The following is a 13138-nucleotide window of genomic DNA, read 5'->3' as shown; positions in this document are numbered from 1 at the left end:
TTCCGCTCTTCGCTACAAGTACTTAGCTTGCAAAGAAAAAGGCTCCCGCGGGAGCCTTTTTCGTGACCACTCACCCCATTACATGTTGGGGTAGTTCGGACCGCCGGTGCCTTCAGGGGCAACCCAGGTGATGTTCTGGGCCGGGTCCTTGATATCGCAGGTCTTGCAGTGCACGCAGTTCTGGGCGTTGATCTGGAAGCGCTTGCTGCCGTCGTCGTTGCTCACCACTTCGTACACGCCGGCCGGGCAGTAACGCTGCGCGGGCTCGTCGTAGAGCGGCAGGTTCTTGCCAACCGGGATGCTCGGGTCGGCCAGCTTCAGGTGGATCGGCTGGTCTTCCTCGTGGTTGGTGTTGGAGAGGAACACCGAGGACAGCTTGTCGAAGCTGATCTTGCCGTCCGGCTTCGGATAATCGATCTTCGGCGCTTCGCTGGCCTTCTTCAGGGTCGCGTAGTCCGGGGTCGTATCGTGCAGGGTGAACGGGATCTTGCCGCCGAAGATGTTCTGGTCGATGAAGTTGAACGCACCGCCACCGATGGCGCCGAACTTGTGCATCGCCGCGCCGAAGTTGCGGCTGCGGAACAGCTCGTCGTACAGCCAGCTGCCCTTGAAGGCATCGACGTAGTTGTTCAGCACGTCGCCGCCTTCGCGGCCGGCGAACAACGCTTCGGCCACGGAGTCGGCGGCCAGCATGCCGGACTTCATGGCGGTGTGGCTGCCCTTGATCTTGGCGAAGTTCAGGGTGCCCAAGTCGCAACCGATCAGTGCGCCGCCGGGGAAGACCATCTTCGGCAGCGAGTTCAGGCCGCCCTTGCAGATGGCGCGAGCGCCGTAGGCCACGCGCTTGCCACCTTCCAGGTACTGCTTGATCACCGGGTGGTGCTTGTAGCGCTGGAACTCATCGAAGGGCGACAGGTGCGGGTTAGTGTAGGACAGGTCGATGATCAGGCCCACTACGACCTGGTTGTTCTCCAGGTGATAGAGGAAGGAGCCGCCCGGATTGTCGTCGTTCAGCGGCCAGCCGGCGGTGTGCACCACCAGGCCCTGCTCGTGCTTGGACGGGTCGATGTCCCAGATTTCCTTGATGCCGATGCCGTAGTGCTGGGCGTCGGCTTCGCTGTCGAGCTTGTACTTCTTGATCAGCTGTTTACCGATGTGGCCACGGCAGCCTTCGGCGAACAGGGTGTACTTGGCGCGCAGCTCCATGCCCGGGGTGTAGTAACCCTCTTTCGGATTGCCTTCGCGGTCGACGCCCAGGTCACCGGTGACAATGCCGCGGACCACGCCATTCTCGTCGATCAGCGCTTCCTGGGCAGCGAAGCCCGGGTAGATCTCGACGCCCAGGCCTTCGGCCTGCTGGGCCAGCCAGCGGCACAGGTTGCCCAGGGAGATGATGTAGTTGCCTTCGTTGTGCATGGTCTTGGGCACGAAGAAGTTCGGCACCTTGGCCGCCGCTTCCGGGCTCTTGAGCACATAGATGTCGTCGCGCTTGACGGGGGTGTTGAGCGGCGCTTCGAGTTCCTTCCAGTTGGGGAACAGCTCGTTCAGCGCGCGGGGCTCGAACACGGCGCCCGAGAGGATGTGGGCGCCCACTTCGGAACCCTTCTCGACCACACAGACGCTGATTTCCTGACCGGCGTCGGCGGCCTTCTGCTTCAGTCGGCATGCGGCGGACAGACCGGCAGGGCCGGCGCCGACGATGACGACGTCGAATTCCATAAATTCGCGTTCCACTATCGATCTCTCCTGAATCAAGGCTCTGGGCATTTTGTAGGTATGGGATGGGCATGCCCCCACCCGGTTGGAGCGGGGCGCATTATAGCTAGACCTGTTGCTATATCTAAACCCTTTATCGAGCGCAATACAAACGTTTGTTTGAATCGCGCGTAACCCTGATAGAATCAAGGTCCGCGGCTTATGAAGGGGTATTTTCGCGTATTGACCAGCCCGGTCGATGCGGTCAAGATACCTGCGGTTTTGCGGTCGCGTTGCGCTGGATGTAGTCGCAGATGGCGTGCACTACCAGCCAGGCCTGTCTGGCGACATTCCTATTCACCGGAGAAAAACGAGGAATCCATGAAGGTTCTTGTAGCTGTCAAACGAGTGGTTGACTATAACGTCAAGGTCCGCGTCAAGGCGGACAACTCCGGCGTCGATCTCGCCAACGTCAAGATGTCCATGAACCCCTTCTGCGAAATCGCCGTGGAAGAGGCCGTACGCCTGAAAGAGAAAGGCGTCGCCACCGAGATCGTCGCGGTCTCCGTCGGCCCGACCGCTGCCCAGGAGCAACTGCGCACCGCGCTGGCTCTGGGTGCCGACCGCGCCATCCTGGTTGAATCCAACGAAGAACTGAGCTCCCTGGCCATCGCCAAGGCGCTGAAAGCCATTGTCGACAAAGAGCAGCCGCAGCTGGTCATCCTCGGCAAGCAGGCCATCGACAGCGACAACAACCAGACCGGCCAGATGCTGGCGGCGCTGACCGGCTACGCCCAGGGCACCTTCGCCTCCAAGGTGGAAGTGGCTGGCGACAAGGTCAATGTCACCCGTGAAATCGACGGCGGCCTGCAGACCGTTGCCCTGAACCTGCCGGCGATCGTCACCACCGACCTGCGCCTGAACGAGCCGCGCTACGCGTCGCTGCCCAACATCATGAAGGCGAAGAAGAAGCCGCTGGACGTGGTGACCCCGGACGCCCTCGGCGTTTCCACCGCTTCCACCGTGAAGACCGTGAAAGTCGAAGCTCCGGCTGCCCGTAGCGCTGGCATCAAGGTCAAGTCCGTTGCCGAACTGGTCGAGAAACTGAAGAACGAGGCGAAAGTAATCTGATGGCTATCCTGGTAATCGCTGAGCACAACAACGGCGCACTGGGCGCTGCCACTCTGAATACCGTTGCCGCTGCGCAGAAGATCGGTGGCGACATCGCTGTTCTGGTCGCTGGCCAGAACGTCGGTGGCGTGGCCGAAGCCGCTGCCAAGATCGCTGGCGTCGCCAAGGTGCTGGTCGCCGACAACGCCGCCTACGCTCACCAGCTGCCGGAGAACGTCGCTCCGCTGATCGCTGCTCTTGTGAAAGAGAGCGGGGGCAATGGCTACAGCCACGTGCTGGCCGCCGCGACCACCAACGGCAAGAACTTCCTGCCGCGCGTTGCCGCCCTGCTGGACGTCGACCAGATTTCCGAGATCACCGAAGTGGTCAGCGCCGACACCTTCAAGCGCCCGATCTATGCCGGTAACGCCATCGCTACCGTGCAGTCCTCGGCTGCCATCAAGGTCATCACCGTGCGTGGCACCGGCTTCGACGCCGTCGCTGCCGAAGGTGGTTCGGCTGCTGTTGAAGCCGTTTCCGGCCCGGCCGATGCCGGCAAGTCCGCCTTCGTTGGCGAAGAACTGGCCAAGTCCGACCGTCCGGAACTGACCGCTGCCAAGATCGTCGTTTCCGGTGGCCGTGGCATGGGCAATGGCGACAACTTCAGCATCCTCTACTCCCTGGCCGACAAGCTGGGCGCTGCCGTCGGCGCTTCCCGCGCTGCCGTTGACGCCGGTTTCGTGCCCAACGACATGCAGGTCGGCCAGACCGGCAAGATCGTTGCTCCGCAGCTGTACGTGGCCGTCGGTATCTCCGGCGCCATCCAGCACCTGGCGGGCATGAAGGACTCGAAAGTGATCGTTGCGATCAACAAGGACGAAGAGGCGCCGATCTTCCAGGTTGCCGACTACGGCCTGGTCGCCGACCTGTTCGAAGCCGTACCGGAGCTGGAAAAGGCCGTCTAAGCCTTTTTCGCTCAGTGAAGGAACCCGCCCCCGTGGCGGGTTCTTTCATTTCAGGTCCCTGATTTCGCTCGGGAAATGATGGTTTTGCCGCGCTGCTGACCCATTGGTCACGAATCTTTGCCCGGAAGTCCACGGCCGAAGGTGTCTCATCTACAATGCGCGACGTCTCCAGTTCCTGAATGTGTTCAATCGACACCTGGCTACCGAGGTTTTCATGATCATCAAACCGCGCGTGCGTGGCTTCATCTGCGTCACTACCCACCCGACCGGCTGTGAAGCCAACGTCAAGGAACAGATCGACTACGTCGAGGCGCACGGCCCCATCGCCAACGGTCCGAAGAAGGTCCTGGTCATCGGTTCCTCCACCGGCTACGGCCTGGCCGCGCGCATCAGCGCCGCCTTTGGCGCCGGCGCCGACACCCTGGGCGTTTTCTTCGAGCGTCCGGGCAGCGAGACCAAGGCGGGCACCGCCGGCTGGTACAACTCCGCTGCCTTCGAGAAATTCGCCAAGGCCAAGGGCCTGTATGCGCGCAGCATCAATGGCGACGCCTTCTCCGATGAAGTGAAGCAAGTGACCATCGACACCATCAAGCAGGACCTGGGCAAGGTCGACCTGGTGGTCTACAGCCTGGCCGCCCCGCGCCGTACCCATCCGAAGACCGGCGAGGTCTTCAACTCCGTGCTCAAGCCGGTCGGCAAGGCTGTCAACTTCCGTGGTCTGGACACCGACAAGGAAGTGATCAAGGAAAGCGTGATGGAGCCGGCCACCGAGGCCGAGATTGCCAACACCGTTGCCGTGATGGGCGGCGAAGACTGGCAGATGTGGATCGATGCGCTGCAGGAAGCCGGTGTGCTGGCCGACGGCGCCAAGACCACTGCCTTCACCTACCTGGGCGAAGAGATCACCCACGACCTGTACTGGAACGGCTCCATCGGCGCCGCCAAGAAGGACCTGGACCAGAAGGTCCTGGGCATTCGCGAGAAGCTGGCTGCCACCGGTGGTGACGCCCGCGTTTCCGTGCTCAAGGCCGTGGTCACCCAGGCCAGTTCGGCCATCCCGATGATGCCGCTGTACCTGTCGCTGCTGTTCAAGGTGATGAAGGAGAAGGGCACCCACGAAGGCTGCATCGAGCAGGTCGACGGCCTGTTCCGCGAGAGCCTGTACGGCGCCGAGCCGCACCTGGACGCCGATGGCCGCCTGCGCGCCGACTCCAAGGAGCTGCAGCCGGACGTGCAGGACACCGTGAAGGACCTGTGGGACAAGGTGACCAACGAGAACCTGTACCAGCTGACCGACTTCACCGGCTACAAGTCCGAATTCCTGCGCCTGTTCGGCTTCGAGATCGCTGGTGTGGACTACGAGCAGGACGTCGATCCGGACGTGAAGATCCCGAACCTGATCCAGCTCTGAGTTCGACTCGGTAGAAACAGAAACGGCGCCCCAGGGCGCCGTTTCTGCTTTATCCGTCCGGATCAGTTCGCTGCCGTCACCGGCCCGTGGTTCTGTTGGAGGAAGTCCAGGTAGAGGCGGGCGGTTTCCTCCGGGCGCTCGATCATCGGCACGTGGCCGCAATCGCGCAGGATCGCCACGCTGGGCTTCTTCAGCAGTGGCTTCATCACCTCGATGCTGGAGACGTCCAGCACCCGGTCGCGGTCGCCCCACAGCAGCAGGGTCGGTGCGGTGATCTTCGGCAGTTCCGGCTCCAGCGGGATGTAGCGATCCCGCAACTGCTGGAAGACCATGGCGTTGAACGCGCTGCGCTGCAGCGAGCGCTCGGCCAGGTAATCCCGCAGCCGCGCCGGCAGCGGCGGCTTCTGCACGAAGACGAAGTCGAGCAGGGCAGGGAAGTCGTCCACCGAGCGCAGCACCAGTGGGTTGCTCTCGCCATTGAGGATGCGCCGGAACAGTTCGCTCTGCTGCGGCGCCATCACCCCGGCGTTGTCGAACAGGCCCACCGACAGCACTTCGTTGGGATGCCGCGCGGCCAGCAGTGCGGCGATATGCCCGCCCATGGAGTTGCCCACCACGTGGAAGCGGCCGATGCCCTGTTCGCGCATGAAGTCCGCCAGGCGCTCGGCCTGGGTGCCGACGTCGTAGCTGATGTTCTCGGGCTTGCTGCTGTCGCCGAAGCCCGGCAGGTCGACGGCGATGACGTGGTAGTCCTTGGTCAGGAAGCGGGCGAAGCGCGGCCAGTTGCTCTTGTCCGCGCCGAAGCCGTGGATCAGCAGGATGGTCTGGGCCTTGTCCGGGCCGCCTTCGTAGTAGGCGATGTCCAGGTCGTCGACCTGCAGGCTGTTGCTGGACAGCCTCGCGCGGGCGCTTTCGACGTACTGCGCAGTTGCCAGCAGGGTGGCTGGGAAGGCGTAGAGCACGCCAGCGGCGACGGCTATTGCGAGGAGAAGGGCCAGAAGGGCTTTCTTCATGAGAAGTCCTTATTACCAAATCGGGGCGGTGTGCTTTACGCTAGCATTTTGCGGCTCTAAGCATGGCCGTTCTTTCTTCTGGCGAGTGAGACTACCGATGCCTGATTGCTCCACGCTGATCCGTGCGGCGCTGTTGCTGGTGACTTTCTCCGTTCCCCTGGCCGGCGCAGCCGCCGGCAAGTGCGAGCGCCTGGTGGCCACCGGCAATCCGGAGTACCCGCCCTACCTGTGGCGCGACCCGGCGCAGCCGGAGCGCCTGATCGGCGCCAATGCCGACCTGCTGGAACAGATCGGCAAGGCTGTCGGCGTGAATATCCGGGTGATCTATTCCGGTTCCTGGGCGCGCGCCCAGGAAGAGGCGCGACTGGGTCGCGTCGACCTGATCGCCGGGGCCTTCCTCACGCCGGCGCGCCTGGAGACCATGGACTACATCCATCCGGCCTTCCTCACCACCGACAACGTGGTGTGGATGCGCAAGGATGCGACGGCCCCCTACACCAGCCGCGAAGACCTCAAGGGCCTGAAGGGTGGCACCCTGGTGAACAACAGCTTCGGCCAGGACTTCGACAACTATGCCCGGCAGGAGCTGACCCTGGAAGAGGTGCCCAGCCTGACCCAGGCCTTCCAGAAGCTGCTGCTCAAGCGCTCCGACTACGTGATCTACGAGCACTACCCCGGCCTGGCGGTCGCCGACACCCTGGGCATGGCCGATGACCTGCAGCCGCTGGAGCCGCCGATCTCCAGCGAGGGGCTGTACCTGACGGTTGCGCACAACTCGGCCTGCAACGACCCGTGGCTGCGCGGACAACTGGCGCAAAAGATGACAGAATTGACGGCCGCCGGAGTCCCGCAGCGACTGCTGCAGGACAACCTGGCCCGCTGGAAGGCACAGCAGCTGCAGCCTGCCAGCACTCCCACCGAGTAGGACAACAGATTTCGTGATCAAGCGACGGATGATGGTCGCCGGCCTGGCCTTGTTTGCACTGGCCGGCTGTGCGACGAACGACCCGGCACCCAACGAGCAGATGCGCCTCACCGAGCAGGCGCTGGAGCAGGCCAAGGCCGTGGGCGCCACCGATGATCTGGCCGAGCTGAAGCTGGCCGAGGACAAGTACCAGGCGGCCAGGGGTGCCCTGGCGGTCGGCTCGAACAAGAAGGCGCGGCAGTTGGCCGAACAGGCCGAACTCGACGCGCGCCTGGCCGAGGCCAAGGAGCTGACCCGCAAGAGCACCGAGCAACTGGCAGAGCAGGGCAAGAGCATCAACCGCCTGCGCAAACAGTTGGGAGAAGTGCAATGACTCCCGTGCAACTGTTGCGCCTTGGGGCGCTGGCGTCCCTGGCGGCGCTGGCCGGTTGCGCCAACAGTCAGCTCAGCGAGAAGTCCCTGGAACAGGCGCGCGTCCAGTTCCAGTCGGTGAAGGAAGACTCCGCGGTGCTGCGCAGCGCGCCCAAGGACGTGATCCGCGCCGGCGAGTCGCTGGCCCGTGCCGAGCGTCTGTCCAACTACTGGGGCAGCAGCGACGACGTGCTGCAGTACTCCTACCTCAGCCAGCGCTACAGCGAGATCGCCCGCGAGCACAGCAGCCTGGCGCTGAACCAGGAGCGCCTGGCCAAGCAGCAGCTGGAGCGCGAGCGCCTGCAGCTGGCAATGCGCGAAGCGCGCCTGCTGGGCGTGCAGGAGCAGAGCAAGTGGCTGGAGCAGCAGATGGTCAGCCTGGCCACCAACGAGACCGAGCGTGGCCTGGTGCTGACCCTCGGCGACGTGCTGTTCGACAGCGGCGAGGCGGACCTCAAGCCCGCTGCCAATCGCACCGTGCTCAAGCTCGTGCAGTTCCTCCAGCTCAATCCGCGCCGGATAGTGCGCATCGAGGGCTACACCGACGCCGAGGGTGACGGCGAGCAGAACCTGCAACTGTCCAAGGACCGCGCGCAGGCCGTGGCGGACGCGCTGACCGACCTGGGCGTGGACGAGAAACGCGTGCTGGTGCAGGGCTACGGCGAGGCCTACCCGATATCGGACAACGCCTCTTCCCTGGGGCGCGCGCAGAATCGCCGGGTGGAGATCGTGTTCTCCGACGAGAAGGGCCAGCTCGGCGCCCAGCGTTGATTCGCGCGTAACATCGCGACACAGCAAAGGCCCCGGACTGTTCGTTGCGGGGCCTTTTGCATGGGGCATCTCGAATTCGTTCGAGTCGCACCTTGGCGAAAATGCCCGGGTACGGCTAATCCCCTGTAGGGGCGCCATGAACGAGAGAGACCGATGCTGTCCGAAAAACCATTACCCAAGGTGATCGTCGCCGACCCGCAGCCCATGATCGGCTGGGGCCTGGAGCGTTACCTCGCAGAGAACCGGCTGGCGCAGGTGCAGACCTTCGTCAGCGATACCGATAGCCTGCTGGAGGCGCTGAGCCACCAGCCGGACATCGACCTGATCATCATCGAACTGGCCCTGCCCGGCGCGCGCGGCCGCGATGGCGTGCACCTGGTGGAGTGGATCCAGCGCCACCATCCCGACGTGCGCATCCTGGTCTACTCGATCATGGGCGCGCCGCTGCTGGCCAGCGCCGTGGTGAAGTGCGGCGCGGTGGGCTACGTGTGCAAGCGCAATCCGCTGCACCTGCTCGACGAAGCCTTCGCCCGCATCCGCAAGGGCGAGGTGTACATCGACCCGATGCTGCGGCCGCCGCGCCACAGTGGCAAACCGCTGAGCCCCACGGAGATCGACATCATCCGTCGCCTGGCCCACGGCGCCACGGTGGGCGAGATCGCCGAGCGGACCAACCGCAGCGTCTCCACCATCAGCACCCACAAGCGCAACGCGATGATGAAGCTGGGCATCACCAGTGATGCCCAATTGGTGGTGGCCGGGCTGCTGGACTGGCTCGGAGAGCTGTAGCAAGGCGCGGTGGCAACTGTATCGGACGGAATCTGTCCGACTGTTCTGGAACAGTTAACTGTTTTTGGCTACTGTTTCGGTTCAATGCCCGAGGGATGGCCGCCATGTCCAATCTGCTTCTGTATCAGCGCATCGCCCAGCAACTGGCCGAAGACATCCGTCGTGGCGTCTACCAGCCGGGCGAGCGCGTGCCGTCCGTGCGCAAGTTGAGCACCCAGCTCAACGTCAGCCACGCCACGGTACTGCAGGCCTACGCCACCCTCGAAGACCAGGGCCTGATCCGTGCCCGCCCGCAGTCCGGCTTCTACGTGCACCGCACGCCGGCGCTGACCGCCTCGACCCCGGACATCGCCCGGGTCGAGCGGCCCGGCCTGGTCACCCGCAGCAGCATCATCAACCAGGTACTCGCCGAGGCGCGCCGCGAAGGCGTGTTCCCGCTGGGCGCCGCCGTGCCGCACGTGGATTACCTGCCGGTGCGCGCGCTGCACCAGCAGCTGGCCAAGGTCACCCGCTTCTCCAGCCCACGCGCCTTCAGCTACATGTTCAGCCCAGGCTACGAGCCGCTACGCCGCCAGGTGGCGATCCGCATGCGCGATGCCGGCGTGGTGGTCGATCCGACCCAGGTGACCATCACCCACGGCTGCGTGGACGCCATCCACATGGCCTTGCGGGTGATGACCCGTCCCGGCGACCTGATCGCCACCGAGTCGCCGAGCTACTACGGCCTGTTGCAGCTGGCAGATATCCTCGGCCTGAAGGTCATCGAAATCCCCAGCGACCCGCTCACCGGCATCAGCCTGGAAGCCCTGCAGCTGGCCGCCAACCAGTGGCCGATCAAGGCGCTGGTGCTCACCGCGCGGCTGTCCAATCCGCTGGGCGGGACCATCCCGGAAGACCGCCAGAAGGCGCTGCTCAAGCTCACCGCTGACCACAACATCGGCGTGATCGAGGACGACATCTACGGCGAGCTGATGTTCGACCAGGGCCAGACCAAGGCACTCAAGGCCCACGACCGTGATGGCCGGGTGGTGTACTGCTCGAGCTTCTCCAAGACCATTTCTCCCGGCGTGCGCATCGGCTGGATCATCGCCGAGCGCTACCAGGAGGAAATCCGCCGCCTGCAGACCTTCACCACCCATTCGGCGTGCACCGTCACCCAGATGGGCGTGGCGGCCTACCTGGAGAACGGCGGCTACGACCGGCACCTGCGCTATATCCGCCAGGAGTACCGCAAGAACATGACCGCCTACCAACTGGCGGTGCAGCAGTACTTCCCCGAGGGCACGCAGATGACCCGGCCCAAGGGCGGCTTCATCCTCTGGGTCAGTCTGCCGGCCAAGGTGAATACCAAGGAACTGCACGTGCGCGCGCTGGAGCAGGGCATCAGCATCGCGCCGGGGCTGATCTTCAGTAACACCGAGCAGTTCAACAACTGCCTGCGCCTGACCTGCGGCATCCCCTGGGACCGCGAGGCCGAGCGGGCGATCATGACCCTCGGCATGCTGGCCTGCCAGCTGTGCCAGGAGGAGCTGATCGCCGCTTAGGGTAGGAGCGGACTCCGTCCGCGATAGCTCCGCAGCGCGCCGGAGTCCGCTCCTACGGGGCATTAACCCGTTTTCCCACGCGGCCTCGTCCAAGGGTATTGAACTCCCGACGAGGTCGCCGCGGTGCCGCTCGACAGCCAGCTCCTCCTGCTCACCAGCCTCGGACACGCGAAGGCTGCGCCGCCGCGCGTGACATCGGCGATACTGGGCAACTGGCGCGTTGCCAGCCGACACCTGCATCGACACGGATCGAGAGAGTTGAAGATACCCCTCAAGGACGACAGCGACGCGGCGTTGCTGCGCCGTTACCGCCAGGGCGAGGCCGACGCCTTCGCCGAACTCTATGCTCGCCACCGCCTGGGCCTGTTCCGCTTTCTCTGCGGCCTGTGCGGTGACCACGCCCAGGCCGAGGAAGTGTTCCAGGAAACCTGGCTGAGCCTGGTCCGCAGCCAGAGCCAGCCCCAGGGCGCGGCCAGCTTCAAGACCTGGCTGTACCAGATCGGCCGCAACCGCCTGATCGACCACTGGCGCAAGCTCGGCCGGCATCAGGGCCGCCAGGAGAGTTTCGACGAGCAGCTGCACGCCGAGGCGCTGACGGATGACAGCGCCGACCCGGAGCGCGAGCTGAGCCTCAGCCGCGACCAGCAACGCCTGCAGGGCGCGCTGGAAGCCCTGCCGGAGGAGCAGCGCGAAGTCTTCCTGCTGCGCACCCACGGCGACCTGGAGCTGAACGAGATCGCCGAGTTGACCCATACCCCGGCCGAAACGGTGAAGAGCCGTCTGCGCTACGCGATGCAGAAGTTGCGCCGGCTGCTGTCGGACCCGGCGGCGACCGAGGAGGTGAGCCCATGAACCGCGATCCGCACGAGCAGCAAATGCTCGACCACTATCGCCGGCACAGCGCCGAGCAGCCGTCGGCGCAGCTGGATGCGCGCATCCTGGCCGCCGCCCGTGCTGCCGTGGAGGAGAAGCAGCCGAGATTCGCCCAGCGCCTGCACCACTGGCTGCTGGGCGCCGGCAGCCGCCAGCGCTGGGGCGTCGCGGTGGCTGGCCTGGCAACCCTGGGAGTTGGCCTGAGCCTGACCCTGCGCACCTACGAAGAAGCTCCGCAGCGCTTCGACGCGCCGGCATCCCCGGCGATGATGCGCGCGCCAGCGCCCGCTCCGGCCATGGCGCCACCGGCGGCTCCGGCTGTTGCGCCCTATGCGGCCGAGCCGAGACTCGCTGCGCCGCAACTGGACAGCGCCGCTGCCGGCGCATCCAGGGAAGAGCTGGCCAAGCCTTCGTCGATGAGCAAGAAGGCGATGGCGGACGAAATGAAAGCCGAGGCCCAGGCCGAGACTCGTGCCCTTGCCGATACCCAGGCAGAGCCGGGCGCACTGGCGCAAGGAAAGGCGCAGGCGTTGGCCGAGGAGGTCGATGAGCCGCGTATCAGCCTGCTGCATCTGCGCGATCTGCAGCGTGACGGGCAAGCGCAGGAGGCGGCTCGAGTGCGGGAGAGCCTGCACCAGCGCTTCCCTGGCCTGGACATCGACAAGGCTCTGAAGGAATTGCCTGACATGCTTGATCAATGACAGGCCAGGTTCAGGGCCTGTCTGTCAGACTGAAAGTGGCAAATGGCTTGCCAGGTGGCAAGCCATTTGCTCAGCATGGAATCTCGCGCCAGCAGTGCGCGGTTTTTTGACGGCCAGCCCATGAAGATGACTCGAACTTTCATCGCTGCCAGCCTCATTCTGTTGCTCGCCGCCTGTGGTGACGAGCACAAGGACAAGGCGGCAGTCCCCACTCCGCCGCCTGCGCCCGCCACTGCGCCCGCGCCAGTCAGCCCCCCTGCGCCCAAACCCGCGCCTAGCCCGGCGGCCGAGCAGCCGCGCGAGTCCGAAGCCAAGCCGGCGGCGGCCAAGGCCGTGGCTTCGCCCAAGGCGCCAGCCGTCGAGGCCGCGATCAAGCCCGAGGCCAAGGCGCCTTCGAAGACGCCCGCGCAGGTGAAGAAACCGGTCGATCCGGTGGTGAAGAAGGAACTGCCGCCGGTGAAGCTGGACCTGCGCCTGCCCAAGGAGCTGGTCCAGCAACTGGAGCCCGACGCGCCGGCGACCAAGCTGGACGAAGAAAAGCCCATCCTGCCGCAGATGTTCGGCGAGAAGACCGGACAGAGCCCCTTTGCGGTGGGCGGCCGGTTGATCCAGCGTGAGGTCAACGAACGCGAGTCCAACGACGACAGTTGGCACTCGGACATCAAGGGTGCCGAGGTGCAGTTCGAGTTCCGCCACTGAGTGTTGCTGGATGGGCCTCTGCAGGAGCGGAGCCTCTTCGCGAGTCGCTGCCAGGCGATCTACCGGACATTCCCACTGACGACCGCTTCCACCGCGACGGAATTGCCGGACGAGGTTCGCTCCTGGGGGAGAGGCGGCGAACTCGTCGCCTTGGGTAGGGCGAATAACCCGGGGCGGGTTATCCGCCGATGCCGCGACGGCGGATAACGCTGGCGCGTTATGCGCCCTACG

The 13138-nt window shown here is 64.8% G+C and carries 13 protein-coding genes; 11 read left to right on the top strand and 2 right to left on the bottom strand.

Translation table 11 applies throughout. The features are described from left to right. Positions 1-78 precede the first annotated feature (78 nt). Entirely contained in the window at positions 79-1767 is a 1689-nt protein-coding gene (locus HNP46_RS06240; RefSeq protein WP_184586863.1) for an electron transfer flavoprotein-ubiquinone oxidoreductase, read from the bottom strand. Between the two features lie 309 nt (positions 1768-2076). On the opposite strand from HNP46_RS06240, the gene HNP46_RS06235 reads away from it, so the two are divergent. The 3 genes from HNP46_RS06235 to fabV all read left to right on the top strand — a co-directional run bounded on the left by HNP46_RS06235 (position 2077) and on the right by fabV (position 5181). After that, positions 2077-2826, top strand: coding sequence for an electron transfer flavoprotein subunit beta/FixA family protein (locus tag HNP46_RS06235; RefSeq protein WP_184586861.1), 750 nt, complete (start codon positions 2077-2079; stop codon positions 2824-2826). Beyond that, the gene (locus HNP46_RS06230; protein ID WP_184586859.1) at positions 2826-3770 is read left to right on the top strand and encodes an electron transfer flavoprotein subunit alpha/FixB family protein; all 945 of its coding nucleotides are present in this window, start codon (positions 2826-2828) and stop codon (positions 3768-3770) included. The genes HNP46_RS06235 and HNP46_RS06230 overlap by 1 nt, the downstream gene beginning before the upstream one ends. 214 nt (positions 3771-3984) lie before the next feature. After that, the gene (fabV, locus tag HNP46_RS06225; protein WP_184586857.1) at positions 3985-5181 is read left to right on the top strand and encodes an enoyl-ACP reductase FabV; all 1197 of its coding nucleotides are present in this window, start codon (positions 3985-3987) and stop codon (positions 5179-5181) included. Between the two features lie 62 nt (positions 5182-5243). Here the strand turns inward: fabV and HNP46_RS06220 are convergent, their stop codons facing one another. Beyond that, a complete protein-coding gene (locus HNP46_RS06220; RefSeq protein WP_184586855.1) occupies positions 5244-6194 on the bottom strand; it encodes an alpha/beta fold hydrolase in 951 nt (316 codons plus the stop codon). A gap of 97 nt (positions 6195-6291) precedes the next feature. Here HNP46_RS06220 and HNP46_RS06215 point away from each other — a divergent pair, with 97 nt between their 5' ends. The 8 genes from HNP46_RS06215 to HNP46_RS06180 all read left to right on the top strand — a co-directional run bounded on the left by HNP46_RS06215 (position 6292) and on the right by HNP46_RS06180 (position 12907). Then, entirely contained in the window at positions 6292-7119 is an 828-nt protein-coding gene (locus HNP46_RS06215) for a substrate-binding periplasmic protein (protein ID WP_184586853.1), read from the top strand. Positions 7120-7147: 28 nt separating this feature from the next. Continuing rightward, positions 7148-7492, top strand: a complete 345-nt coding sequence (locus HNP46_RS06210) for a DUF4398 domain-containing protein (RefSeq protein ID WP_184587018.1) — start codon at positions 7148-7150, stop codon at positions 7490-7492. After that, positions 7489-8301 (top strand): OmpA family protein, encoded by an 813-nt coding sequence (locus HNP46_RS06205; RefSeq protein WP_184586851.1) that lies wholly within the window; start codon positions 7489-7491, stop codon positions 8299-8301. The genes HNP46_RS06210 and HNP46_RS06205 overlap by 4 nt, the downstream gene beginning before the upstream one ends. Before the next feature lie 153 nt (positions 8302-8454). Continuing rightward, positions 8455-9090 (top strand): response regulator transcription factor, encoded by a 636-nt coding sequence (locus HNP46_RS06200; RefSeq protein WP_184586849.1) that lies wholly within the window; start codon positions 8455-8457, stop codon positions 9088-9090. A gap of 104 nt (positions 9091-9194) precedes the next feature. Further along, positions 9195-10634: a PLP-dependent aminotransferase family protein gene (locus HNP46_RS06195; protein ID WP_184586848.1), complete on the top strand. Its 1440-nt coding sequence runs from the start codon at positions 9195-9197 to the stop codon at positions 10632-10634. Between the two features lie 258 nt (positions 10635-10892). Further along, on the top strand, positions 10893-11486 hold the full coding sequence (locus HNP46_RS06190) for an RNA polymerase sigma factor (protein WP_184586846.1): 594 nt from the start codon (positions 10893-10895) through the stop codon (positions 11484-11486). After that, on the top strand, positions 11483-12208 hold the full coding sequence (locus HNP46_RS06185) for a hypothetical protein (RefSeq protein ID WP_184586844.1): 726 nt from the start codon (positions 11483-11485) through the stop codon (positions 12206-12208). Before HNP46_RS06190 ends, HNP46_RS06185 begins: the two co-directional genes overlap by 4 nt. 120 nt (positions 12209-12328) lie before the next feature. Further along, entirely contained in the window at positions 12329-12907 is a 579-nt protein-coding gene (locus HNP46_RS06180; RefSeq protein WP_184586842.1) for a hypothetical protein, read from the top strand. Positions 12908-13138 lie beyond the last annotated feature (231 nt).

The organism is Pseudomonas nitroreducens, assembly GCF_014204515.1.
Classification (GTDB): Bacteria; Pseudomonadota; Gammaproteobacteria; order Pseudomonadales; family Pseudomonadaceae; genus Pseudomonas; species Pseudomonas nitritireducens_A.
This window is presented reverse-complemented; position numbering and strand designations above follow the sequence as displayed.